Origin of the sequence: Microbacterium sp. Se5.02b (assembly GCF_019464375.1) — a bacterium.
GTDB lineage: Bacteria > Actinomycetota > Actinomycetes > Actinomycetales > Microbacteriaceae > Microbacterium.
The window spans coordinates 3,167,538-3,187,654 of record NZ_CP080491.1 but is presented as its reverse complement, the minus strand read 5'-3'; the positions used below and the strand labels follow the sequence as shown (position 1 = coordinate 3,187,654).

Below are 20,117 nucleotides of genomic sequence, written 5' to 3'. Positions count from 1 at the left end.
ATGGCGAAGATCAAGAAGGGTGACCTGGTTCAGGTCATCACCGGTGCCACGCAGGAGCGTGGCGGCGACCGCGGCAAGCAGGGCAAGGTCCTCGACGTCCTTGCCGAGAAGAACCGCGTCATCGTCGAAGGCGTGAACTACGTCACCAAGCACACCCGCGTCGGACAGACGCAGCGTGGCACCAAGACCGGAGGCATCGAGACCGTCGAAGCCTCCATCCACATCTCGAACGTCGCACTCGTCGACCCCTCGACCAAGAAGCCGACCAAGGTCGGCCACCGGGTCGAGGAGCAGACCAAGGACGGCGTCAAGCGCACCGTCCGCGTGCGGTACGCGAAGAAGAGCGGTAAGGACCTCTGATGAGCACCGACACTGCCGCGCCGGCTGGCAAGATCCAGCCGCGCCTGAAGCAGAAGTACAACAGCGAGATCAAGAAGGCTCTGCAGGAAGAGTTCGGTTACGCGAACGTCATGCAGATCCCCGGACTGGTCAAGGTGGTCGTGAACACCGGTGTCGGCGAGGCAGCTCGCGACAGCAAGGTGATCGATGGCGCGGTCGACGACCTCACCAAGATCACCGGCCAGAAGCCGATCGTCACGAAGGCCCGCAAGTCCATCGCGCAGTTCAAGCTGCGCGAGGGTCAGGCCATCGGCGCGCACGTCACCCTCCGCGGTGACCGCGCGTGGGAGTTCGTGGACCGTCTCGTGTCGCTGGCCCTGCCCCGTATCCGCGACTTCCGCGGTCTCTCGGGCAAGCAGTTCGACGGCAACGGCAACTACACCTTCGGTCTCCAGGAGCAGAGCGTGTTCCACGAGATCGATCAGGACAAGATCGACCGGGTTCGCGGTTTCGACATCACCGTCGTCACCACCGCGAAGACGGATGACGAGGGTCGGGCGCTGCTCCGTCACCTCGGCTTCCCGTTCCGCTCGGAAGACGCACAGGCGTAACGCCTCTGACGGGCTCAGTGGTCTCATGTCACTGAGCCCGTCGATGTGCACGTACAATTGAAGATTGCGTGTCATCGCAGGCCGTCTGTCGTGTAACGGCAGCCGGAACCTCATGAACAAAGGAAAACAACAATGACAATGACAGACCCGGTCGCAGATCTGCTGACCCGTCTGCGTAACGCGAACTCGGCGCACCACGATTCCGTGACTCTGCCGTCGAGCAAGCTCAAGACGAACATCGCTCAGATCCTCCAGCAGGAGGGCTACATCGCCGGCTGGGAGACCTCTGACGCCCGCGTCGGACAGAACCTCACGCTGACGCTGAAGTACGGCCCCAACCGTGAGCGCTCGATCGCTGGTATCAAGCGCGTCTCGAAGCCCGGTCTCCGCGTCTACGCGAAGTCCACCGAGCTTCCCACGGTCCTCGGCGGTCTCGGCGTGGCCATCCTGTCCACCTCCTCCGGTCTCCTCACCGACCGTCAGGCTGAGCAGAAGGGCGTGGGCGGAGAAGTTCTCGCCTACGTGTGGTAATTCGAAATGTCGCGTATTGGACGACTTCCCATCGACGTTCCCGCGGGCGTGACCGTTTCGGTCGACAACCGCGTGGTCTCGGTGAAGGGCCCCAAGGGTGAGCTCACCCTCACGGTGGCCAACCCCATCGAGGTCGCGGTCGAGGAGAACCAGGTTCTGGTCTCCCGTCCCGACGACGAGCGCGAGTCGCGGTCGCTTCACGGCCTGACCCGCACGCTCATCAACAACAACATCATCGGCGTGACCCAGGGCTACACCAAGGGTCTCGAGGTCGTCGGCACCGGTTACCGCGTGCAGCAGAAGGGCAGCTCGGTCGAGTTCGCCCTCGGCTTCTCGCACCCGGTCCTGATCGACCCGCCCGCCGGCATCACGCTCACGGTCGAGGGAACTACCAAGCTCACCGTCAGCGGGATCGACAAGCAGGCTGTCGGTGAGGCAGCTGCGAACATCCGCAAGATCCGCAAGCCCGAGCCGTACAAGGGCAAGGGTGTGCGCTACGCCGGCGAGAACGTGCGTCGCAAGGCCGGAAAGAGTGGTAAGTAACCATGGCTCTCAAGTCAAAGTCTGACGCCCGCGCGCGTCGTCACGCCCGCCTTCGCAAGAAGGTCGTCGGCACCGAGGCGCGTCCGCGTCTCGTCGTCAACCGTTCGGCCCGCCACGTCTTCGTGCAGCTGGTCGACGACAGCAAGGGTCACACCGTGGCGTCGGCTTCGACGCTCGAGACCGACCTGCGCTCGCTCGAGGGTGACAAGACCGCCAAGGCCCGCAAGGTCGGCGAGCTCCTCGCCGAGCGTGCGAAGGCCGCTGGCGTTTCCGAGGCAGTGTTCGACCGTGGCGGCAACCGCTACGCTGGTCGTGTCGCCGCCATCGCCGACGGCGCCCGCGAGGGGGTCTGGCACTGTGGTGACAACAAGGAGAACGAAGTGACCGAAGCGGCTGCTGCCACTTCCGAGACGGCTGCCGGCACCACGCAGGCAGAGCCGGCTCGCGATCAGCGTGATGGCCGCCGCGGTGGCCGCGGTGACCGCAACCAGGGTGGCCGCGACCGCAACTCGCGCGACCGTGGAGACAACCAGTTCCTGGAGCGCGTCGTCACCATCAACCGCGTCTCGAAGGTCGTGAAGGGTGGTCGTCGCTTCAGCTTCACCGCCCTCGTGGTCGTCGGTGACGGCAACGGTCTGGTGGGCGTCGGCTACGGCAAGGCCCGTGAGGTCCCCCTGGCGATCTCGAAGGGTGTCGAAGAGGCCAAGCGCAACTTCTTCCGCGTCCCGCGCGTCGGTAGCACCATCCCGCACCCGGTGCAGGGTGAGGCCGCCGCAGGCGTCGTCCTGCTCCGTCCGGCCGCTGCCGGTACCGGTGTCATCGCCGGTGGTCCGGTCCGCGCCGTGCTCGAGTGCGCCGGTATCCACGACGTGCTGTCGAAGTCGCTCGGCTCGTCGAACACGATCAACATCGTGCACGCGACGGTCACCGCCCTGAAGCAGCTCGAGGAGCCTCGTGCGGTCGCCGCTCGTCGTGGCCTCGAGTTCGATCAGGTCGCCCCTGCACGCCTCGTGCGCGCAGAGGCCGACGCCATCGCCGCACAGAAGGTAGGTGCCTGATGGCCGCGCGACTGAAGGTCACGCAGATCAAGTCCAAGGTGAGCGAGAAGCAGAACCAGCGCGACACGCTGCGCAGCCTCGGTCTGAAGCGGATCGGTGACACCACCGTCCGCCCCGACGACGCGCAGACGCGCGGTTACGTCAAGACCGTCGCACACCTCGTCAAGGTTGAGGAGATCGACTAATGGCTGAGAAGAACGAGGCCGTCGAGGCTGAGAAGGCCACGAAGAAGGCTGCAGCTCCCAAGGCTGCCGCCGCGAAGAAGCCGGCTGAGAAGAAGCCGGCCGCGAAGAAGGCTCCGGCCAAGACCTCCGCGGCCGACGCCAAGGCTGAGGCTCCTGCTAAGAAGCCCGCCGCCAAGAAGGCAGCGCCGGCGAAGGATGCTCCCGCGTCCCGCCCCGGCGTGCTGAAGGTGCACCACCTGCGTCCGGTCCCCGGATCCAACACCGCCAAGACTCGCGTCGGCCGTGGTGAGGGCTCCAAGGGCAAGACCGCGGGTCGTGGTACCAAGGGCACCAAGGCGCGCAACACCGTTCGCGTCGGCTTCGAGGGTGGGCAGATGCCGCTGCACATGCGCACCCCGAAGCTGCGCGGGTTCAAGAACCCGTTCCGCGTGGAGTACCAGGTCGTGAACCTGGAGAAGCTCGCGGAGCTGTACCCGAAGGGTGGCGAGGTCACCATCGGTGACCTGGTCGCCAAGGGTGCCGTTCGCAAGAACGAGAAGGTCAAGGTTCTCGGAGGCGGCGACATCGCCGTGAAGCTCACCGTCTCGGTCGACAAGGTCTCGGGTTCTGCCGAGCAGAAGATCGTGGCGGCAGGCGGATCCGTCAAGTAACCGCAGCACAAGAGGGGCCGGAGATTCTCCGGCCCCTCTTGTGGTTGCACACCTCGAGCCCAGGCTCCGGCGCCGCATCCCGCGGCCTGGATATCGGTGACGCGATTCGGCAACCCCGGTTTGCGTTACCCTGGTCTTTCAGCCGTCCTTCGGGAATCGGCAACCTTTTCAGGAGGAACGTCCTTGTTTAGCGCCATCGCGCGGATCTTCCGCACTCCAGACCTGCGTCGGAAGATCGGTTTCACCCTCGCCATCATCGCGATCTACCGACTGGGCTCCAACGTCCCGGCTCCGTTCGTGAACTTCCCGAACGTCGAGGCATGTCTCGCCGAGAACGCGGGCACCGAAGGTCTGCTCGGACTCGTCAACCTCTTCTCCGGTGGCGCACTGCTGCAGCTGTCGATCTTCGCCCTCGGTGTGATGCCTTACATCACCGCGACGATCATCACGCAGCTCCTCCGCGTGGTCATCCCGCACTTCGAAGCGCTGCACAAAGAGGGTCAGGCCGGCCAGGCTCGTCTGACCCAGTACACGCGCTACCTCACCATCGCCCTCGCGCTGCTCCAGTCCACGACCCTCGTGACCGTGGCGCGCAGCGGGCAGCTGTTCGGGTCGACGGATCTCGCCGCCTGCCAGCAGCTGCTCACGAACGACGTCTGGTGGGCACAGCTGCTCATCATCATGGCGATGACCGCCGGTACCGGCCTCATCATGTGGTTCGCCGAGCTCGTCACCGAGCGCGGCATCGGCAACGGCATGTCCCTCCTCATCTTCACGTCGATCGCTGCGACGTTCCCCGGCGCGATGGGCCTCATCTGGCAGACCAAGGGCTTCGAGATCTTCCTCCTCGTGCTCCTCGTCGGAATCGTCGTGATGGGACTGGTCGTCTTCGTCGAGCAGTCGCAGCGCCGCATCCCCGTGCAATACGCCAAGCGCATGGTCGGTCGTCGCACGTACGGCGGCACGAACACCTACATCCCGATCAAGGTGAACATGGCCGGCGTGATCCCCGTGATCTTCGCCTCGTCGCTGCTGTACATCCCGGCTCTCATCGCGCAGTTCAACACTCCGCAGGACGGTTCGACGCCGCCCGAGTGGGTCACCTGGATCAGCACGCACTTCACGACGGGCAACAGCCCCGTCTACATGGCGGCGTACTTCCTGTTGATCATCGGCTTCACGTACTTCTACGTGGCGATCACCTTCAACCCGGTCGAGGTCGCCGACAACATGAAGAAGTACGGTGGGTTCATCCCCGGCATCCGTGCCGGGCGTCCGACCGCTGAGTACCTCGACTACGTGCTCACCCGCATCACGCTTCCCGGTTCGCTGTACCTCGGTCTGATCGCCCTCATCCCGCTGATCGCGCTGGCCACGGTCGGCGCCAACCAGAACTTCCCGTTCGGCGGCGCGTCGATCCTCATCATCGTGGGTGTCGGTCTCGAGACCGTCAAGCAGATCGATGCTCAGCTGCAGCAGCGTCACTATGAAGGGCTTCTCCGATGACAGCTACCGCACGTCTTCTCATCGTCGGCCCGCAGGGCTCAGGCAAGGGCACGCAGGGCGTGCGCATCGCGGAGTCCTACGGCATCCCGGTCGTCTCGACCGGCGACATCTTCCGCGCGAACATCAAGGAGGGGACGCCGCTGGGCCAGCAGGTCACGGCCATCCTCGACAAGGGTGACCTCGTTCCGGACGAGCTGACGAGCGAGATCGTGCGCGACCGGCTCTCCCAGCCCGATGCGGCGCAGGGCTTCCTGCTCGACGGGTACCCGCGCAACACCGCGCAGGTCGAGCACCTCGAGTCGTTCCTCGCCGAGCGGGGGGAGGCGCTCGACGCCGTCATCCTCCTCGACGTACCGCGCGAGGAGAGCCTCTCCCGCCTGTCGCTCCGCGCGACGGAGCAGGGGCGGTCCGACGACACCCCCGAGGCGATCGGCCATCGACTCGACATCTACGAGCGCGAGACCGCGCCGATCCTCGAGGTATACGGGGCCAAGGGCATCGTCGACCGGATCGACGGCGTCGGCAGCCTCGACGAGATCACCGAGCGGATCGCCAAGGCTCTCGCCGCGCGCGGTCTGCGCCTCGCAGCCTGAGATGTTCCGGCGGTCGATCTACAAGACCCCGGCTCAACTGCGAGCTATGGTCGAACCCGGACTCATCACCGCGGCAGCGCTCGACGCGGTGCGACCGCTGATCACCGCCGGGATCACCACGCTCGAGCTGGATGCGGTCGCCAACCGGACGATCCTCGAGCGCGGGGCGGAGTCGAACTTCCAGCTCGTGCGGGGCTATCACCACACGACGTGCATCTCGGTCAACGAGCAGGTCGTCCATGGGATCCCCGGCGACAGGGTCCTGCAGCCTGGCGATATCGTCTCCGTCGACTGCGGAGCGCAGTACCACGGGTGGAACGGTGACAGCGCGATCACGGTGGTCGTGCCCGACCCGGAGCGACCTGAGCTCGTGGCGCAGCGCGAGGAGCTCTCGCGTGTCACCGAGGGCTCCATGTGGGCCGGTATCGCCGCGATGGCATCCGTGGCGCACATCGATGAGATCGGGGCCGCGATCCAGGACTACATCGAAGCTCAGGGCCCCTCGGCGGTCTCGGGCGAGCCGTACGGCATCCTCCGCGAGTATGTCGGCCACGGCATCGGTCGGAAGATGCACGAAGCACCCAGCGTCTTCAACTACCGCACTCCGGACCGCGGCGAAGAGGTCAAGCCGGGCCTGGTGCTCGCCATCGAGCCGATGGTGACAGCAGGCGGCGATGCGACGTTCATCGAAGACGACGACTGGACGGTCACGACCGTCGACGGCACAGACGGCTCTCATTGGGAACATAGCGTCGCCCTGCATGATGGTGGTATCTGGGTGCTCACCGCGCCCGATGGTGGAAGAGCCGGACTCGCCCCGTTCGGGGTCGAGCCTCGAGAGATCGGAAAGTAATGGCAGCGGCGAAGAGCAACACCAACTGGTTCGCGATCGGCGTCTCCATCGCCGTGGTCGTGGTGCTGGTGGCGATCGGTGGACTCGTGGTGTTCCTCAACAACCAGGCGACCGCGCCCGGCGCTGCCCCGAAGAGCGACATCATCAACGAGGACACCGGCGCGATCTCCTTCGGCGACGGCGAGGATGAGGTCGACACGTTCGTCGACTTCATGTGCCCCATCTGCGGTGACTTCGAGAAGCAGTACGGCGAGCAGCTGCAGGCCGCGGCCGCCGACGGCAAGATCACGCTGAACCTGCACCCGATCTCGATCCTCGACCGCTACTCGCAGAACACCAAGTACTCGACGCGCGCGGCCGCAGCCGTGTACTGCGTGGCGGAGAAGGCGCCGGAGGCGGCGCTGGACTACTTCAACCTCCTGTTCGCGAACCAGCCGGAAGAGAACACCGCAGGTCTCACCGACGACGAGCTTGCGGCCTTCGCCGAGCAGGCGGGCGGGGGAGCCGCCGCGGACTGCATCGCGGACGGGACCTACATGGACTTCGTCGGTGACCAGACCAAGGCCAACGACATCGCCGGCACGCCGACCGTCGAGGTCAACGGCAAGCGCCTCGACCTGCAGGCCGGCGAGATCACCGAGATGGAGAAGCTGCTCGGCTGAGCCGGGCAGCTCGCACCGGCGTTCGAGTTGCCGGATGCCTCCAGAGCGTCTAACATAGATCTTTGGTGCTTTGTGCCTTGATTCGGCGTGTCCGTCGGCGCAGCACCACAATCCAATCACCCACCGCAGATCGACCGGTCTGCAGAAGCGTCAGCGAGGCTATGGCTAAGAAAGACGGTGTCATCGAGATCGAGGGCGTGATCTCCGAGGCTCTGCCCAACGCGATGTTCCGCGTTGAGCTCAGCAACGGACACAAGGTCCTTGCAACGATCTCCGGCAAGATGCGGCAGAACTACATCCGCATCATCCCCGAGGACCGTGTGGTCGTGGAGCTCAGCCCCTACGACCTGACCCGCGGCCGTATCGTCTACCGCTACCGCTGATCGGTCGAGAAGTAACGGCCTGCCCCGGACCGGGGCGGTACGAAGACAGCGAACAGGAAACATCATGAAGGTCAACCCCAGCGTCAAGCCCATCTGCGATCACTGCAAGGTGATCCGCCGTCACGGCCGCGTCATGGTGATCTGCAAGAGCAACCCGCGTCACAAGCAGCGCCAGGGCTGAGTCCCCCGCTGCGCGGCATCGCTCGCGCACATCTCACAACTGAATACATAACGGCAGGATCAGAACCCGCGCAAGCGGGGGACACCTCGGGCGGAGGCCCGGGCACCGATCCTGTTCCACACCTCCACAACACCCAGGAGAACCGCATGGCACGTCTTGCCGGCGTTGACATCCCGCGCGACAAGCGCGTGGTGATCGCCCTTACCTACATCTACGGCGTCGGCCGTACCCGCTCGGTCGAGATCCTCAAGGCGACGGACATCGACGAGAGCATCCGCGTGAAGGACCTCAGCGACGACCAGCTGATCGCCCTCCGCGACCACATCGAAGGCAACTACAAGGTGGAGGGTGACCTGCGCCGCGAGGTCGCCGCAGACATCCGCCGCAAGGTCGAGATCGGCTCCTACGAGGGCATCCGCCACCGTCGTGGTCTCCCGGTCCGTGGTCAGCGCACCAAGACCAACGCCCGTACCCGCAAGGGCCCGAAGCGCACCGTCGCAGGCAAGAAGAAGGCCCGCTAAGCGCGGCCCCAGGGACTAGGAGAACACTTTCATGGCTGCACCCAAGGCCGCCGCGCGCAAGCCGCGCCGCAAGGAAAAGAAGAACATCGCGCTGGGCCAGGCCCACATCAAGTCGACGTTCAACAACACGATCGTCTCGATCACCGACCCGTCCGGCGCGGTCATCGCCTGGGCATCGTCGGGTGGCGTGGGCTTCAAGGGCTCCCGCAAGTCGACCCCGTACGCCGCCGGCATGGCCGCCGAGTCGGCTGCCCGCCAGGCTGCGGAGCACGGCGTCAAGAAGGTCGACGTCCTCGTGAAGGGTCCGGGCTCCGGCCGCGAGACCGCGATCCGCTCGCTGCAGGCCGCAGGCCTCGAGGTCGGTTCGATCCAGGACGTCACCCCGCAGGCGCACAACGGCTGCCGCCCGCCGAAGCGCCGCCGCGTCTGATACGCGTGCCGAGCCGCTCGACCCCTCGGGGTTCGAGCGGCTCGTCGCCCGCGTACGGGCATCGACTTCCACAACTCAAAACCTCACCCCACCACATGTCATATAGCGGGCATGTGATCGAAAGGAACACAGAGTGCTTATTGCACAGCGTCCCACACTGACCGAGGAAATGATCGTCGAGAACCGTAGCCGGTTCATCATCGAGCCTCTGGAGCCCGGCTTCGGTTACACGATCGGCAACGCGCTGCGCCGCAGCCTGCTGTCGTCGATCCCCGGTGCTGCTGTCACCAGCGTTCGCATCGACGGCGTGCTGCACGAGTTCAGCACCATCCCCGGCGTGAAGGAGGATGTCACCGAGATCATCCTCAACATCAAGCAGCTCGTCGTCTCGTCGGAGCGCGATGAGCCCATCACCGCGTACCTGCGCAAGACCGGTGCGGGCGAAGTCACCGCGGCAGACATCTCGGCTCCCGCCGGTGTCGAGGTGCACAACCCCGAGCTCGTCATCGCGACGCTGAACGACACCGCGAAGTTCGAGCTCGAGCTCACGATCGAGCGTGGCCGTGGCTACGTCTCCGCGACGCAGAACCGCAACGAGTACGCCGAGGCCGGTCAGATCCCGATCGACTCGATCTACTCGCCGGTCCTCAAGGTCAGCTACCGCGTCGACGCGACCCGTGCCGGGGAGCGTACCGACTTCGACAAGCTCGTCCTCGACGTCGAGACCAAGTCGGCGATCAGCCCCCGCGACGCCGTCGCCTCGGCTGCCAAGACGCTCACCGAGCTGTTCGGCCTCGCCCGCGAGCTGAACGTCGAGGCCGAGGGCATCGAGATCGGCCCGGCGCCGGTGGAGGCTGTGAACTCCAGCGAGCTGTCGATGCCGATCGAAGACCTCGATCTGTCGGTCCGTTCGTACAACTGCCTGAAGCGCGAGGGCATCAACACCGTTTCCGAACTCGTCGCCCTCTCGGAGACGCAGCTCATGAACATCCGCAATTTCGGCCAGAAGTCGGTCGACGAGGTGCGCGACAAGCTCATCTCGCTCGGTCTGTCGCTCAAGGATTCGGTGCCCGGTTTCGACGGCGCCCACTTCTACGGCGGCAGCGAAGACGAGTCCTTCTGAAACCCGACATCCTGACCAGGAGTTAGACGATTATGCCCAAGCCCACCAAGGGTCCCCGCCTCGGAGGCGGCCCCGCACACGAGCGCCTCATGCTTGCCAACCTCGCAGCGGCGCTCTACACCCACAAGTCGATCAAGACGACCGAGACGAAGGCCAAGCGCCTCCGCCCGCTCGCCGAGCGTCTGATCACCTTCGCCAAGCGTGGCGACCTGCACGCGCGTCGTCGCGTGCTGTCGGTCATCGGTGACAAGGAAGTCGTGCACGTCCTGTTCTCCGAGATCGCGCCGCTCGTCGCCGACCGTGAGGGCGGCTACACCCGCATCACGAAGGTCGGCAACCGCAAGGGCGACAACGCTCCGATGGCCGTGATCGAGCTCGTCCTCGAGCCCGTCACCCCGAAGGCGAAGTCGACCAAGAAGGCTGCTGCTCCGAAGGCCGAGAAGGCGGACAAGCCCGCCGAGGTCGTCGAGGAGGCTCCCGCAGAGGAGGCTCCCGCCGCTGACGAGGCTCCCGCCGAGGAGGCTGCCGACGCCGGTGCCGAGTCGCAGGCCGAGGGCGAAGCAGCTGAGGCTGCCGCCGAGGACGCTGTCGAGAAGAAGTCCGAGTAAGGATCTCACTCACGAAGAAGCCCGCCGCCCCTTTCGGGGTGGCGGGCTTCTTCGTGTTCCTGCGGTGTGAACCTCGAGGGATCAGGGCGACGGGGGAGTGACGGACACGACGATCGAGGTCGTGTCATCGCTCGCGTTGAGGTAGCGGTGGGGCTGACGGGAGTCGAAGGTGATCGACTCACCGGCGGCGATCGTGTGCGTCTCGCCGGCGATCTCGACGGTCAGCTCGCCGCTGATCACATAGGCGCACTCCGTCGACGGGTGCCCCCACGGATGCTCGGAGCTCGCGGCTCCCGGAGGGATGTCGGCCGTCAGCACCTCGAGGTCGCCGCGACCGGGCGTGAGCCGCTCGTAGACGAAACCGGCATCCGATCCGCTGAGGCGGTGGCGTGCGCCCGGTCGGCTCACGGCGACATTGGGTGCGTCCGGATCGCTGAAGAGCGTCGCGATCGAGGCCTCGAACACCTGCGCGAGTCTGCGAAGGGAGCCGAGGCTCGGATCCGCGGATCCGCTCTCGATCTGGCTGAGCATGCTCACCGACAGTCCGGAGAGGTCGGAGAGCTGCCGGAGGGTGAGACCCTTGGCGGCTCTGAGGGATTTGAGGCGTTCGCCGAGCACGTGGTTCATCGGTCCTTTCGATCGAACGGGGTCCGTCTTGCGCGTTCGATTTCAATGTGATTGTATCTTTTAATCGCATTGAAAATCTCGATCAGATTGAAATCCGCTCCCGAAGCGCACGAGCCACCGGACCAACACTCCAGCACTCTACTGCGTCTTTCCCCTTGATCACAGGAAGTATCGACGATGAACTCATCCTTCGCGAAACCCCTTGCCGTGGCGTCCTCGCTCGTCGTGGCTGCGCTCGCCCTTTCCGGTTGTTCAGCTTCATCGAACAACGCTGCTGCAAGTGGGGGAGGCACGCTCACGGTCGACACCTCCTTCGTCCTGAAGACGCTCGACCCCGGATTCGTCTACGAGCAGACCGGGAACATCATCGTGCATGCACTGTACGAGACGCTCGTGACCTACGAAGGCTCCGACGTCACGACCGTGGTGCCCGAACTCGCGAGCGAATGGGAGCAGTCCGAAGACGGCACCGCCTGGACGTTCACGTTGAACCCCGACGCCACCTTCGCCGACGGCTCCGCGGTCACGGCTGACGACGTCGTCTTCAGCCTCACCCGCCTGCAGAACCTGCAGGGCTCGTCGTCGCAGACGGTGCAGGGTCTGAGCTTCGCCGCCGAGGGCGACGACACCGTGGTCGTCACCAGCCCGACGCCGAACCCGAACGTCCCGGTCGTCCTCGCGATGCCGGCCGCCAGCATCCTCAACGCCGAGGCCGCCGAGAAGCTCGGCGCCACCGATGCAGCGGACGCCGCGACCACCGATGGGATCGGCACGCAGCTCGACGAGTTCAGCCTCGGCTCCGGTCCGTACGCGATCAAGAGCTACGACGCGAGCTCCAAGGTCGTCCTCGAAGCCAACGAGGACTACTGGGGCGACGCTCCGGCGTACTCCCGCGTGGTGGTGCAGAACGTCGACGTGCAGAACCAGAAGCTCACGATCTCGCGGGCCAAGGCCGACGAGATCGCGCTCGACCTCTCCGGCCCCCAGGCAGCCGAGCTCTCCGACGACCTGCAGGTCTCCGGCGTCGCCGACACCTCGTACTTCCTCAGCCTGAACCAGGACCCCGCGGTATCGGAGATCAGCTCCAACCCCGCCTTCGTCGCCGCGCTGCGCGCGACCGTCGACGGCGCAGGCATCGCGGAGCTCTTCGGCGAAGGGGCCACCGCCGCCGCAGGTCTGGTGCCGCCCGCCTTCGGCGGCGCCCTGGACGAGTCCGAGGTGCAGCCACAGGACATCGACGCCGCCGTGTCGCTCCTGGAGGAGGCCGGCATCAGCGCCCCGAAGGTCGACCTGATCTATCCGGCCATCACCTACCGCGGTGTCGATCTGGGCACCATCGTCACGAAGGTGCAGCAGGACGCGAAGAAGGCGGGCATCGAGATCGAACTCCAGCCGCAGCCCATCAACGTCTTCCTGCAGTCGCAGTCCGAGGGCAAGAACGAGATCAACTTCTCGCCGAACAGCCTGAACTACCCGGCATCCGACTCGCTCGTGAACAACATGGCACCGGGGGCCTCGACCTCCACCCGCGTCGGCTGGACCACGGAGCGTGCCGACCCGCGTGCCGTCGAAGCGAGCGACGCCGTCAACGCCGAGGTGACGCCCGAGGGACGCACCGAGGCGATGATCGAGTGGCAGAAGGTCATGAACGAGACCTCGCCGTACGTCGTGCTCGCCAACAACGCGGGGATCGTGGTCGCCACCGCCAACCTGGTCGGCGCGGACTACACGCCCGCCGGATGGACGGTCGACCTCGCGGCCATCGCCGCGAAGTAACCCGCCCCGGTCGGCCGCCCGTCGCTCCTTTCGGGCGGCCGACCTCCGGTTCTCTCCCTCACCGAAGGCGAACGAGCAATGCCAGCTCTCCTGCACATGATCGGCCGACGGCTGATCAGCGCGATCATCCTGCTCTGGGGCGTCACCGTGGTGACCTTCGCGCTCATGACCATCGTGCCCGGCGACCCCGCGGCGGCCAACCTGTCCCAGCAGGCGTACGACGATCCCGAGCTGCGCGCCGCATTCGAGCGCAAGTGGGGCCTGGATCAACCCGTCTGGGTGCAGTACGGCCGCTACATGATGAACCTGTTCCAGGGCGACCTCGGCGTCTCGCAGCAGACGCATCGGCCGATCACCCAGGACCTCGCGCAGTACATCCCCGCGACGCTCGAGATCGCGTTGCCGGCGATGATCCTCGCGATCGTCATCGCCGTCGCCCTCGGCATGATCGCCGCCACCCGCAAGGGATCGGCGGTCGACGGCGGCATCCGCGGAGTGTCCCTCGTCGGTCTGTCGACCCCTCCGTTCTGGCTGGCTCTGGTCGCCCTGTACGTCTTCTTCTACGTGCTGGGCGTCGTGCCCAACGGCGGTCGCCTGAGCAACGAGTACGACCCACCGCCCACCGTCACCGGGATGTACAGCCTCGACGCCGTCCTGGCCGGGCAGTGGGACGTGTTCGCCGACGCGGTATGGCACCTCGTGCTCCCGGTCGGCATCCTCACAGCGCTCACCGTCTCCGGGCTGCTGCGGTTCGTGCGGTCGGCGATGATCGAGGTGCTGGACGCCGAATACATCCGCGCCGCCACCGCGAAGGGCCTGCCGCGTCGCACCATCACCTGGCGGCACGTCTTCAAGGCGGGCCTGCTGCCCGTGCTCACCGTGACCGGCCTGATGTTCGCCTCGCTGCTCGGCGGCGCCGTCCTCGTCGAGCAGGTGCTGTCCTGGCCGGGGCTCGGGCAGTACGCCTACAAGAGCGCACTCTCGCTCGACCTGCAGGCGATCCTCGGCGTGACGCTCTTCATCGCCGTGGTCTACACGGTGATCAACCTCCTCGTCGACGTGCTGTACACGATCGTGGACCCCCGGATCGGAGCGAAATGACCATCCTGTCCTCCGACCGGCTCGCCGTGGCGAAGGAGCCACGCCGACGCGGCTTCTTCCGCAGCCGCAGGTTCACTCCGCGGACCTCGTTCTGGACCCCGGTGACCGTGGTGTCGACCGCTGTCATCGCCGCGTGGGTGCTCGCAGCGCTTCTCGCGCCCGTGATCTCGCCGTACGACCCGCTCGAGACGAGCGGTCCGTTCCTGCAGGAGCCCACCGCCGAGCACTGGATGGGCACCGACGACCTCGGTCGCGACGTGCTCACCCGCGTCATCTACGGCGCGCAGCTCTCGCTCCCGCTCGCCCTCGCCATCGTCGTGTTCTCGCTGCTCGTGGGCGGCACCGTCGGGCTCGCGGCCGGCTACTTCGGCAAGGCCGCCGACAACGTGCTGATGCGTGTGGCGGACCTCGTGCTCGCCTTCCCGCAGATCATCCTCGCGATGGCGGTCGCCGCCGCGTTCGGGCCGAGTGTCGGCAACGCCGTGCTCGCGCTCGTGATCGTGTCGTGGCCGCTGTACGCCAGGATCATCCGCAGCTCCGTGCTCAGCGTGCGGGAGCAGGAGTACGTGTTCTCGGGGCGCCTTCTCGGGTCGACGACGATGAAGTCGATCGTGAAGGACGTCATCCCCAACAGTGCAGGTCCGGCGCTGGTCATGGCCACGATCGAGCTGGGGAACGCGATCCTCATGCTCGCGGCGCTCTCGTTCCTCGGCCTCGGGCCTCGACCCCCGGCAGCGGAGTGGGGCGCGATGATCGCTCTGGGGTCGCAGAACCTCGCCAACTGGTGGATCAGCCTGTTCCCCGGCCTCGCGATCCTCACGATCGTGATGGCCTTCAACCTGCTCGGCGACGCGATCCAGGACTACCTCGACCCGCGCTCCCGGAATGCGAGGAAGCGATGACCGCCGCGCCCCTCCTCTCGATCGAGGACCTCTCCGTCGTGATGCCGACACCCGACGGGCACGTCGAGCTCGTGCACGACACGAACATCCGCATCGCCGAGGGCGAGGTCGTCGGCCTCGCGGGCGAGAGCGGCTCCGGCAAGAGCATGACCGCGTCGGCCGTGATGGGGATTCTGCCCGAGGGCGCGACCGCGTCAGGGAAGGTGATGTTCGAGAGGCGCGACCTGCTGACCCTCAGCACGCGCGAGCTCGACGAGGTGCGCGGAAACCGCATCTCGATCGTCTTCCAGGACCCGACGGCGGCGCTGCACCCGCTGCTGCGCATCGGCACCCAGATCACCGAGCACCTGATCCACCACACCGGTGTGAGCAAGAAGCAGGCGACGGCGCGCGCGATCGAGCTGCTCGACCTGGTGCGCATCCGCGACCCGCGTCAGGCGATCACCGCCTACCCGCACCAGTTCTCGGGTGGCATGCGGCAGCGCGCCGCCATCGCGATCGCCCTCGCGTGCGAGCCGAGGCTGCTGATCGCCGACGAGCCGACCACGGCGCTCGACGTCACCGTGCAGGCCGGCATCCTGCGCCTCTTCGACCGGCTCGCCCGCGAGACAGGGGTGTCGATGCTCTTCATCACTCACGATCTCGGCGTCATGAGCGCGATCGCGGACCGCACCTACATCTTCAAGGACGGAACGGTGGTCGAGCACGGCGCCACCAACGAGATCCTCAACACCCCGTCGCACGAGTACACCAGGGCGTTGATCGCCTCGCGCGCGCAGTCGCTCGCGGCCGAGCGGACCCATCGAGGAGAGGCACGATGAGCGCGCTGGAGATCGAGGACGTCGTCGTCACCCATCGTCGGCGAGGCGCGCCCCCTGTGCACGCCGTCAAGGGCGTCTCGCTGACCGTCGAGCGCGGTCAGATCGTCGGACTCGTCGGCGAGTCGGGGTGCGGCAAATCCTCGCTCGCCCGGGTCGCCGTCGGCATCGATCGCCCCACCTCCGGTGCAGTGCGCTTCGAGGGGGAGTCGCTGCATCCGCTGACGATGCGGCGTCGTCCTCGCAGGGACCGCGGCCTGCAGATGGTGTTCCAGAATCCATACGCCTCGCTCAGCCCGCGCCGCTCGATCGGCGCGCAGCTGCTGGACGGTGCCCCCACCGCACTCGACCGCGCGGCCGGTGCCGCGGAGGTGGCACGTCTGCTGCGTCTGGTCGGCCTCGACGAGTCCGCGGCGTCGCGCTACCCCGCGCAGTTCTCGGGCGGCCAGCGCCAGCGCCTCGCGATCGCGCGCGCTCGCCGCGAAGCCCAGCGTGGTGGTCGCCGACGAGCCCGTCACCGCACTCGACGCCTTCTCCTCGGCGCAGATCGTCGAGCTGCTGCAGGACCTCGTGCGCGACCTCGGCATGGCGATGCTGTTCATCTCGCATGACCTGTCGCTCGTGCGTGCGATCGCCGACGAGACCGCGGTCATGTACGCGGGTGAGATCATCGAGCGCGGACCGAGCGAGCAGCTGTGGCAGAACTCGCAGCATCCGTACACGCAGCGTCTCATCGAGGCGATCCCGGAGATCGGGACCACGAAGAAGCTGCCCGGCCGAGAAGAAGACCTGGCGGGGACCGGAACGGTTCCCACCCGAGGAGGAGAAGCATGATCGCCATCGACCAGGACCGCCGCATCCTCCTCACCGGGGCGCGGATCTTCGACGGACGCTCCGACCGCCTGCACGACGACCTCGACGTGCTCGTCGACGCCGAGGGCAGGATCGCGGCCGTCGGAGCCACCGGCACGCTGGACGCGGGCGACGCCCGTGTCGTCGACCTCTCGGGGCGCGTGCTCAGCCCCGGGCTCATCAACATGCACGTGCACCTCGGCCTCGCGCTGCCCGGCACCGCCGGTGCGGCGATCGCCTCGAAGGGCGACCCCGACCTGCTGCTCGTGATGGCGGACAGCGCGCGGCGCACCCTGCACGCCGGCGTCACCACCGCGCGGCTCGTCGGCGAGAGCCGTTACCTCGACTTCGCCTTGCGCCGAGGCATCGACGCGGGCATCGTCGCCGGACCGCGCCTCTACACGGCGGGCCACGCCCTGTGCTGCACCGGTGGACACGGCTGGGAGTCGGATGCGCTCGAGGGCGACGGTGCCGACGACCTCCGGCGCCTGACGAGGCTGCAGATCCGGCACGGAGCCGACCTGATCAAGGTCTGCATCTCAGGCGGGATCGCCGGAGAGCACGAGCAGATCGACACCCCGCAGCTGACCGACGACGAGATGGCTGCCGTCATCCAGACCGCGCACGACTGGGGTCGCAAGGTGACTGCGCACGTGGGGCCGTCCGAGACTCTCCGCCGCGCGATCGAGCTGGGACTGGACTGCGTCGAGCACGGGTACGAGCTCACCCGCGAGGTCACCGACCTGATGAGCGAGCGCGGCGTCTGGTACGTGCCGACCATCACGGTGAGCCGCTGCGAGGAGTTCTTCGACGCGCAGGGAGTGCCCGCCTGGATGAAGGAGCGTGCGCTCGGCGCGGGGCCCCGGCACTGGGAGAGCCTGGAGAACGCGATCGCCAGCGGTGTGCGCATCGCGATGGGGACGGACATGCCCCGGCCGCGGCCTTCGACGGGACGACCGCCACGGTGCGCGAGATGGAGTTCATGGTGGACGCGGGCATGACGTCGCTCGACGTGATGCGGTCGGCGACCTCGCATGCCGCGGAGCTGCTCGGCGCCGACGACCTCGGTGTCATCCGCGAAGGTGCCCGCGCGGACTTCATCGTCACTGCGGCCGACCCGACGTCGGACGTCGCCGCGCTCCGCGGGATCGACTGGGTGATGCAGGGCGGCGTCGTGGTGCGAGACGACCGGGCCCCGCGATGACTCGTCCGACCATCCGCATCGCGGACGCCTACGTGGCTGCCCTCGCGGCGCACGAGCCGACCGCCGCACAGGCGCTCGGCGTCGCCGCGGGCGACCGGTTGCCGGACTTCAGCGCTGCCTGGGCTGTCGAGCGACGAGACCTGGCCGCGCGCACTCGGGCGGAGCTCGCCGCCGTGGAGCCGGCACCGCAGGACGCGGGGCTGCATGCCGCTCTGCGCGAGCGCATGGACAGCGACGTCGCGCTGTTCGACACCGGGTTCTCCGCCCGACTGCTCGCCCCGCTCGCGACACCGGTGCACCAGATCCGCGAGGCCTTCGACGACGTCGAGGTCGCCGACGATGCCTCGGGCGACGTTGTGATCGAGCGGCTGGCCGCTGTGCCCCACGCGATCACCCAGCTGCAGGAGCGACTGCGATGGGCGCGGTCAGCGGGGAGCGGGGAGAATTCTCCGGGACGGGCGTCGCTGCCGCCCGGCAGGTGCACGAGGTCGCAGATCAGGTGGCCGGGTGGATCGACCCCGACGGCGTCGACTACTTCGGCTCCCTCCGCAGGGCAGCGCTGTCTCCTGCTCGACGGTCCGCGCTCGACCGGGCGGCGCAGGCCGCCACCGCGTCCATGGCGGAGTTCGAACGGATGCTGCGCGAGGAGCTGCTCCCCGCCGCGCCGCAGCAGGATGCCGTGGGGAGACCGTCTACCGCGCCACGGCGCAGAGCTTCCTCGGCACCACGCTCGATCTCGACGAGGTGTACGACTACGGCTGGAGCGAGCTGGAACGCCTGTGGCGCGCCGCCCGCACGGTCGCGGGAGAGATCGTCGGGGTCTCCGGTCAGGCCGACGTGGTGGAGGCGGCCCGCATGCTCGCCACCGACACCGGCAGCCGTGTGGATGCGGACGACGTCGTCGGCTGGCTCCGGGACCGCCTGGACTGGACGCTGGAGCGGGTGGACGGCACCGCCTTCCTCCTTCCGGCCGACATCCGCGAGGTCGACATCGTGGTGCCGCGGGCGGCCAAAGGCGTGGTGTACTACACCCCAGGCGCACCAGACGGTTCGGTCCGCAGCAAGATCGTATGGACGCTCCCCGCCGGTGCGACTTCGGTGCCGACCTGGCAGGAGCTCACGAGCCTGCATCACGAGGGCGTGCCGGGGCACCACCTGGAGCACGCGGTCAACAGGGCGAACACGTCGCTGCACCCGTGGCAGCGCTACCTGTGCGAGATCCACGGCTACGCGGAGGGGTGGGCCCACTACTCCGAGGCGCTGTCGGACGAGCTCGGGCTGCTGCGCACCCCGGCCGAGCGCCTCGGGATGCTGCTGGGTCAACTGTGGCGCACCGTGCGGATCGTCGCGGACATCGGGCTGCACACCGGTCGTCCGGTACGTCGCAACGAGGTCACGGACCGCACCGAGTGGACGCCCGAGATCGCGCGGGACTTCCTCGTGCACTACGGCCTCGTCGACCCGGCGACCGCGCGCTTCGAAGTCGACCGCTACCTCGGTTGGCCCGGTCAGGCGCTCGCGTTCAAGGTCGGGGCCAAGCTCTGGGACGAGGCCCGCACCGCGAGCGGGGCCTCGGCGCTCGACTTCCACACCCGGGCTCTCGCGCTCGGGCCGATGGGCCTCGCGCCGCTGCGCGACAGCCTGCTGCACGACTCGATGAAGGAAGACGCATGACCACCCAGACGGACCTCGAGCGCTTCGTCCTCGACCTGTACCGCGACCTCGCCGATCGCGCGGCCTTCGACGCGCGACTCGCCGCCGACGTGACCGTGTGGGAGACGCCGTGGCCGACGCTCATGCACGGCATCGCCGAACTCGACCAGCTGCGCGGACCCGCCGTCTCTCCCGAAGAGCGACGTGCAAGCCTGCCGCGCGTCGTGCCCACCCGGATCGTGACGAGCGACTTCGGCGACACCGGAGTGATCCGCTACGAGCTGGAGGTGCGCCCGGCCGACGACGATCGACTGGTCGAACGGGTACGCGTCACCGACGTGGTGCGCCGCGACGTGGGCGGCTGGCGGATCGTGCACCACCACGCCCAGGACATGCCCGTCGCTTAA

General features: G+C 67.3%; 28 protein-coding genes and 2 pseudogenes. 29 read left to right on the top strand and 1 reads right to left on the bottom strand.

Going from position 1 to position 20,117, the window contains the following annotated elements:
• From rplX to rplQ, 18 genes and pseudogenes are all read left to right on the top strand, one after another.
• Window positions 1-360 (top strand): 50S ribosomal protein L24, encoded by a 360-nt coding sequence (gene rplX / locus K1X59_RS15880; protein ID WP_017829200.1) that lies wholly within the window; start codon window positions 1-3, stop codon window positions 358-360.
• On the top strand, window positions 360-950 hold the full coding sequence (gene rplE, locus K1X59_RS15875) for a 50S ribosomal protein L5 (protein ID WP_091029536.1): 591 nt from the start codon (window positions 360-362) through the stop codon (window positions 948-950). Before rplX ends, rplE begins: the two co-directional genes overlap by 1 nt.
• 132 nt (window positions 951-1,082) lie before the next feature.
• Window positions 1,083-1,481 (top strand): 30S ribosomal protein S8, encoded by a 399-nt coding sequence (gene rpsH / locus K1X59_RS15870; protein ID WP_029260924.1) that lies wholly within the window; start codon window positions 1,083-1,085, stop codon window positions 1,479-1,481.
• A 6-nt stretch (window positions 1,482-1,487) separates the two neighbouring features.
• Window positions 1,488-2,024 carry a 50S ribosomal protein L6 gene (rplF, locus tag K1X59_RS15865; RefSeq protein ID WP_183150772.1) on the top strand — a complete coding sequence of 179 codons (537 nt, stop codon included), beginning with the start codon at window positions 1,488-1,490 and terminating at the stop codon, window positions 2,022-2,024.
• Between the two features lie 2 nt (window positions 2,025-2,026).
• Window positions 2,027-2,356, top strand: a pseudogene (gene rplR, locus K1X59_RS15860) (50S ribosomal protein L18); the annotation flags it as partial.
• 48 nt (window positions 2,357-2,404) lie between these two features.
• Entirely contained in the window at window positions 2,405-3,082 is a 678-nt protein-coding gene (rpsE, locus tag K1X59_RS15855; protein WP_220174217.1) for a 30S ribosomal protein S5, read from the top strand.
• Window positions 3,082-3,267, top strand: coding sequence for a 50S ribosomal protein L30 (rpmD, locus tag K1X59_RS15850; protein WP_017201575.1), 186 nt, complete (start codon window positions 3,082-3,084; stop codon window positions 3,265-3,267). Before rpsE ends, rpmD begins: the two co-directional genes overlap by 1 nt.
• Window positions 3,267-3,917 carry a 50S ribosomal protein L15 gene (rplO, locus tag K1X59_RS15845; protein WP_210274183.1) on the top strand — a complete coding sequence of 217 codons (651 nt, stop codon included), beginning with the start codon at window positions 3,267-3,269 and terminating at the stop codon, window positions 3,915-3,917. The genes rpmD and rplO overlap by 1 nt, the downstream gene beginning before the upstream one ends.
• Window positions 3,918-4,100: 183 nt before the next feature.
• Window positions 4,101-5,423: a preprotein translocase subunit SecY gene (secY, locus tag K1X59_RS15840; protein ID WP_183150769.1), complete on the top strand. Its 1,323-nt coding sequence runs from the start codon at window positions 4,101-4,103 to the stop codon at window positions 5,421-5,423.
• Complete coding sequence (locus K1X59_RS15835) at window positions 5,420-6,016, top strand: adenylate kinase (RefSeq protein WP_183150768.1); 597 nt, start codon at window positions 5,420-5,422, stop codon at window positions 6,014-6,016. Before secY ends, K1X59_RS15835 begins: the two co-directional genes overlap by 4 nt.
• 1 nt (window position 6,017) lies before the next feature.
• Entirely contained in the window at window positions 6,018-6,869 is an 852-nt protein-coding gene (gene map, locus K1X59_RS15830) for a type I methionyl aminopeptidase (RefSeq protein ID WP_183150767.1), read from the top strand.
• Window positions 6,869-7,531: a thioredoxin domain-containing protein gene (locus K1X59_RS15825; protein ID WP_183150766.1), complete on the top strand. Its 663-nt coding sequence runs from the start codon at window positions 6,869-6,871 to the stop codon at window positions 7,529-7,531. Before map ends, K1X59_RS15825 begins: the two co-directional genes overlap by 1 nt.
• A 161-nt stretch (window positions 7,532-7,692) precedes the next feature.
• Window positions 7,693-7,914, top strand: coding sequence for a translation initiation factor IF-1 (gene infA, locus K1X59_RS15820; RefSeq protein ID WP_017201569.1), 222 nt, complete (start codon window positions 7,693-7,695; stop codon window positions 7,912-7,914).
• 64 nt (window positions 7,915-7,978) lie between these two features.
• Entirely contained in the window at window positions 7,979-8,095 is a 117-nt protein-coding gene (gene rpmJ / locus K1X59_RS15815) for a 50S ribosomal protein L36 (RefSeq protein ID WP_005050492.1), read from the top strand.
• Window positions 8,096-8,241: 146 nt separating this feature from the next.
• The gene (gene rpsM / locus K1X59_RS15810) at window positions 8,242-8,616 is read left to right on the top strand and encodes a 30S ribosomal protein S13 (protein ID WP_017201568.1); all 375 of its coding nucleotides are present in this window, start codon (window positions 8,242-8,244) and stop codon (window positions 8,614-8,616) included.
• A 31-nt stretch (window positions 8,617-8,647) separates the two neighbouring features.
• The gene (gene rpsK, locus K1X59_RS15805) at window positions 8,648-9,046 is read left to right on the top strand and encodes a 30S ribosomal protein S11 (protein ID WP_017829189.1); all 399 of its coding nucleotides are present in this window, start codon (window positions 8,648-8,650) and stop codon (window positions 9,044-9,046) included.
• A 133-nt stretch (window positions 9,047-9,179) separates the two neighbouring features.
• The gene (locus K1X59_RS15800; protein ID WP_183150765.1) at window positions 9,180-10,169 is read left to right on the top strand and encodes a DNA-directed RNA polymerase subunit alpha; all 990 of its coding nucleotides are present in this window, start codon (window positions 9,180-9,182) and stop codon (window positions 10,167-10,169) included.
• 32 nt (window positions 10,170-10,201) lie between these two features.
• Window positions 10,202-10,777, top strand: coding sequence for a 50S ribosomal protein L17 (gene rplQ, locus K1X59_RS15795; RefSeq protein ID WP_183150764.1), 576 nt, complete (start codon window positions 10,202-10,204; stop codon window positions 10,775-10,777).
• Window positions 10,778-10,858: 81 nt separating this feature from the next.
• Here the strand turns inward: rplQ and K1X59_RS15790 are convergent, their stop codons facing one another.
• Window positions 10,859-11,404, bottom strand: coding sequence for a helix-turn-helix domain-containing protein (locus tag K1X59_RS15790; protein ID WP_202045305.1), 546 nt, complete (start codon window positions 11,402-11,404; stop codon window positions 10,859-10,861).
• Between the two features lie 177 nt (window positions 11,405-11,581).
• On the opposite strand from K1X59_RS15790, the gene K1X59_RS15785 reads away from it, so the two are divergent.
• The 11 genes and pseudogenes from K1X59_RS15785 to K1X59_RS15740 all read left to right on the top strand — a co-directional run bounded on the left by K1X59_RS15785 (window position 11,582) and on the right by K1X59_RS15740 (window position 20,117).
• Entirely contained in the window at window positions 11,582-13,180 is a 1,599-nt protein-coding gene (locus K1X59_RS15785) for an ABC transporter substrate-binding protein (protein ID WP_183150763.1), read from the top strand.
• A 78-nt stretch (window positions 13,181-13,258) separates the two neighbouring features.
• Complete coding sequence (locus tag K1X59_RS15780) at window positions 13,259-14,281, top strand: ABC transporter permease (protein WP_183150762.1); 1,023 nt, start codon at window positions 13,259-13,261, stop codon at window positions 14,279-14,281.
• The gene (locus tag K1X59_RS15775; RefSeq protein WP_183150761.1) at window positions 14,278-15,183 is read left to right on the top strand and encodes an ABC transporter permease; all 906 of its coding nucleotides are present in this window, start codon (window positions 14,278-14,280) and stop codon (window positions 15,181-15,183) included. The genes K1X59_RS15780 and K1X59_RS15775 overlap by 4 nt, the downstream gene beginning before the upstream one ends.
• Entirely contained in the window at window positions 15,180-16,004 is an 825-nt protein-coding gene (locus K1X59_RS15770) for an ABC transporter ATP-binding protein (protein ID WP_220173570.1), read from the top strand. The genes K1X59_RS15775 and K1X59_RS15770 overlap by 4 nt, the downstream gene beginning before the upstream one ends.
• Window positions 16,001-16,612: an ATP-binding cassette domain-containing protein gene (locus K1X59_RS15765; protein WP_258566879.1), complete on the top strand. Its 612-nt coding sequence runs from the start codon at window positions 16,001-16,003 to the stop codon at window positions 16,610-16,612. Before K1X59_RS15770 ends, K1X59_RS15765 begins: the two co-directional genes overlap by 4 nt.
• Window positions 16,572-16,835: a hypothetical protein gene (locus K1X59_RS21730; RefSeq protein ID WP_258566878.1), complete on the top strand. Its 264-nt coding sequence runs from the start codon at window positions 16,572-16,574 to the stop codon at window positions 16,833-16,835. The genes K1X59_RS15765 and K1X59_RS21730 overlap by 41 nt, the downstream gene beginning before the upstream one ends.
• Complete coding sequence (locus K1X59_RS15760; protein WP_220173569.1) at window positions 16,832-17,854, top strand: amidohydrolase family protein; 1,023 nt, start codon at window positions 16,832-16,834, stop codon at window positions 17,852-17,854. The genes K1X59_RS21730 and K1X59_RS15760 overlap by 4 nt, the downstream gene beginning before the upstream one ends.
• Window positions 17,827-18,057: an amidohydrolase family protein gene (locus K1X59_RS15755; protein ID WP_220173568.1), complete on the top strand. Its 231-nt coding sequence runs from the start codon at window positions 17,827-17,829 to the stop codon at window positions 18,055-18,057. Before K1X59_RS15760 ends, K1X59_RS15755 begins: the two co-directional genes overlap by 28 nt.
• Window positions 18,054-18,479 (top strand): annotated as a pseudogene (locus K1X59_RS22930) (DUF885 family protein); the annotation flags it as partial. The gene K1X59_RS15755 and the pseudogene K1X59_RS22930, both read left to right, overlap by 4 nt.
• A gap of 85 nt (window positions 18,480-18,564) precedes the next feature.
• On the top strand, window positions 18,565-19,731 hold the full coding sequence (locus tag K1X59_RS15745) for a DUF885 domain-containing protein (RefSeq protein WP_183150759.1): 1,167 nt from the start codon (window positions 18,565-18,567) through the stop codon (window positions 19,729-19,731).
• Window positions 19,728-20,117, top strand: coding sequence for a nuclear transport factor 2 family protein (locus K1X59_RS15740; RefSeq protein ID WP_183152864.1), 390 nt, complete (start codon window positions 19,728-19,730; stop codon window positions 20,115-20,117). The genes K1X59_RS15745 and K1X59_RS15740 overlap by 4 nt, the downstream gene beginning before the upstream one ends.

Excerpts from the sequence above, each read along its gene's own strand:
- K1X59_RS15825 (WP_183150766.1), top strand. The coding sequence starts at position 6,869 with ATGGCAGCGGCGAAGAGCAACACCAACTGGTTCGCGATCGGCGTCTCC.
- rplE (WP_091029536.1), top strand. The coding sequence starts at position 360 with ATGAGCACCGACACTGCCGCGCCGGCTGGCAAGATCCAGCCGCGCCTG.
- map (WP_183150767.1), top strand. The coding sequence starts at position 6,018 with ATGTTCCGGCGGTCGATCTACAAGACCCCGGCTCAACTGCGAGCTATG.
- K1X59_RS15770 (WP_220173570.1), top strand. The coding sequence starts at position 15,180 with ATGACCGCCGCGCCCCTCCTCTCGATCGAGGACCTCTCCGTCGTGATG.
- infA (WP_017201569.1), top strand. The coding sequence starts at position 7,693 with ATGGCTAAGAAAGACGGTGTCATCGAGATCGAGGGCGTGATCTCCGAG.
- rpsM (WP_017201568.1), top strand. The coding sequence starts at position 8,242 with ATGGCACGTCTTGCCGGCGTTGACATCCCGCGCGACAAGCGCGTGGTG.
- K1X59_RS15775 (WP_183150761.1), top strand. The coding sequence starts at position 14,278 with ATGACCATCCTGTCCTCCGACCGGCTCGCCGTGGCGAAGGAGCCACGC.
- rpmJ (WP_005050492.1), top strand. The coding sequence starts at position 7,979 with ATGAAGGTCAACCCCAGCGTCAAGCCCATCTGCGATCACTGCAAGGTG.
- rplQ (WP_183150764.1), top strand. The coding sequence starts at position 10,202 with ATGCCCAAGCCCACCAAGGGTCCCCGCCTCGGAGGCGGCCCCGCACAC.
- K1X59_RS15760 (WP_220173569.1), top strand. The coding sequence starts at position 16,832 with ATGATCGCCATCGACCAGGACCGCCGCATCCTCCTCACCGGGGCGCGG.
- rpsH (WP_029260924.1), top strand. The coding sequence starts at position 1,083 with ATGACAATGACAGACCCGGTCGCAGATCTGCTGACCCGTCTGCGTAAC.
- rplO (WP_210274183.1), top strand. The coding sequence starts at position 3,267 with ATGGCTGAGAAGAACGAGGCCGTCGAGGCTGAGAAGGCCACGAAGAAG.
- K1X59_RS15790 (WP_202045305.1), bottom strand. The coding sequence starts at position 11,404 with ATGAACCACGTGCTCGGCGAACGCCTCAAATCCCTCAGAGCCGCCAAG.
- K1X59_RS15835 (WP_183150768.1), top strand. The coding sequence starts at position 5,420 with ATGACAGCTACCGCACGTCTTCTCATCGTCGGCCCGCAGGGCTCAGGC.
- rpmD (WP_017201575.1), top strand. The coding sequence starts at position 3,082 with ATGGCCGCGCGACTGAAGGTCACGCAGATCAAGTCCAAGGTGAGCGAG.
- K1X59_RS15740 (WP_183152864.1), top strand. The coding sequence starts at position 19,728 with ATGACCACCCAGACGGACCTCGAGCGCTTCGTCCTCGACCTGTACCGC.
- rpsK (WP_017829189.1), top strand. The coding sequence starts at position 8,648 with ATGGCTGCACCCAAGGCCGCCGCGCGCAAGCCGCGCCGCAAGGAAAAG.
- K1X59_RS15785 (WP_183150763.1), top strand. The coding sequence starts at position 11,582 with ATGAACTCATCCTTCGCGAAACCCCTTGCCGTGGCGTCCTCGCTCGTC.
- rplF (WP_183150772.1), top strand. The coding sequence starts at position 1,488 with ATGTCGCGTATTGGACGACTTCCCATCGACGTTCCCGCGGGCGTGACC.
- K1X59_RS15765 (WP_258566879.1), top strand. The coding sequence starts at position 16,001 with ATGAGCGCGCTGGAGATCGAGGACGTCGTCGTCACCCATCGTCGGCGA.
- K1X59_RS15755 (WP_220173568.1), top strand. The coding sequence starts at position 17,827 with ATGGAGTTCATGGTGGACGCGGGCATGACGTCGCTCGACGTGATGCGG.
- K1X59_RS15780 (WP_183150762.1), top strand. The coding sequence starts at position 13,259 with ATGCCAGCTCTCCTGCACATGATCGGCCGACGGCTGATCAGCGCGATC.
- rplX (WP_017829200.1), top strand. The coding sequence starts at position 1 with ATGGCGAAGATCAAGAAGGGTGACCTGGTTCAGGTCATCACCGGTGCC.